The organism is Pantoea sp. GbtcB22 (assembly GCF_019091025.1).
GTDB lineage: Bacteria > Pseudomonadota > Gammaproteobacteria > Enterobacterales > Enterobacteriaceae > Pantoea > Pantoea leporis.
Window position 1 is genome coordinate 1 of record NZ_JAGXKB010000601.1, and the last position, 245, is coordinate 245.

Here is a 245-nt window from a genome sequence, read left to right on the forward strand (position 1 = left end):
CCTACACCGTGGGTGTGGTTTCAGAGATCACAGAATCTAACGGTTCTTCTTCGATGGCTTCCGTGTGCGGTGCACCTCTGGCACTGATGGACGCTGGCGTACCGATCAAAGCTGCCGTAGCCGGTATTGCGATGGGCCTGGTTAAAGAAGCCGACAACTTTGTGGTTCTGTCTGACATCCTGGGTGACGAAGATCACCCCGGCGATATGGACTTTAAAGTAGCGGGTAGCCGCGATGGTATCACT

General features: G+C 54.3%; 1 pseudogene. It reads left to right on the top strand.

Annotation, left to right across the window (positions count from 1 at the left end):
* Window positions 1-245 (top strand): annotated as a pseudogene (locus tag KVT28_RS26100) (polyribonucleotide nucleotidyltransferase); the annotation flags it as partial.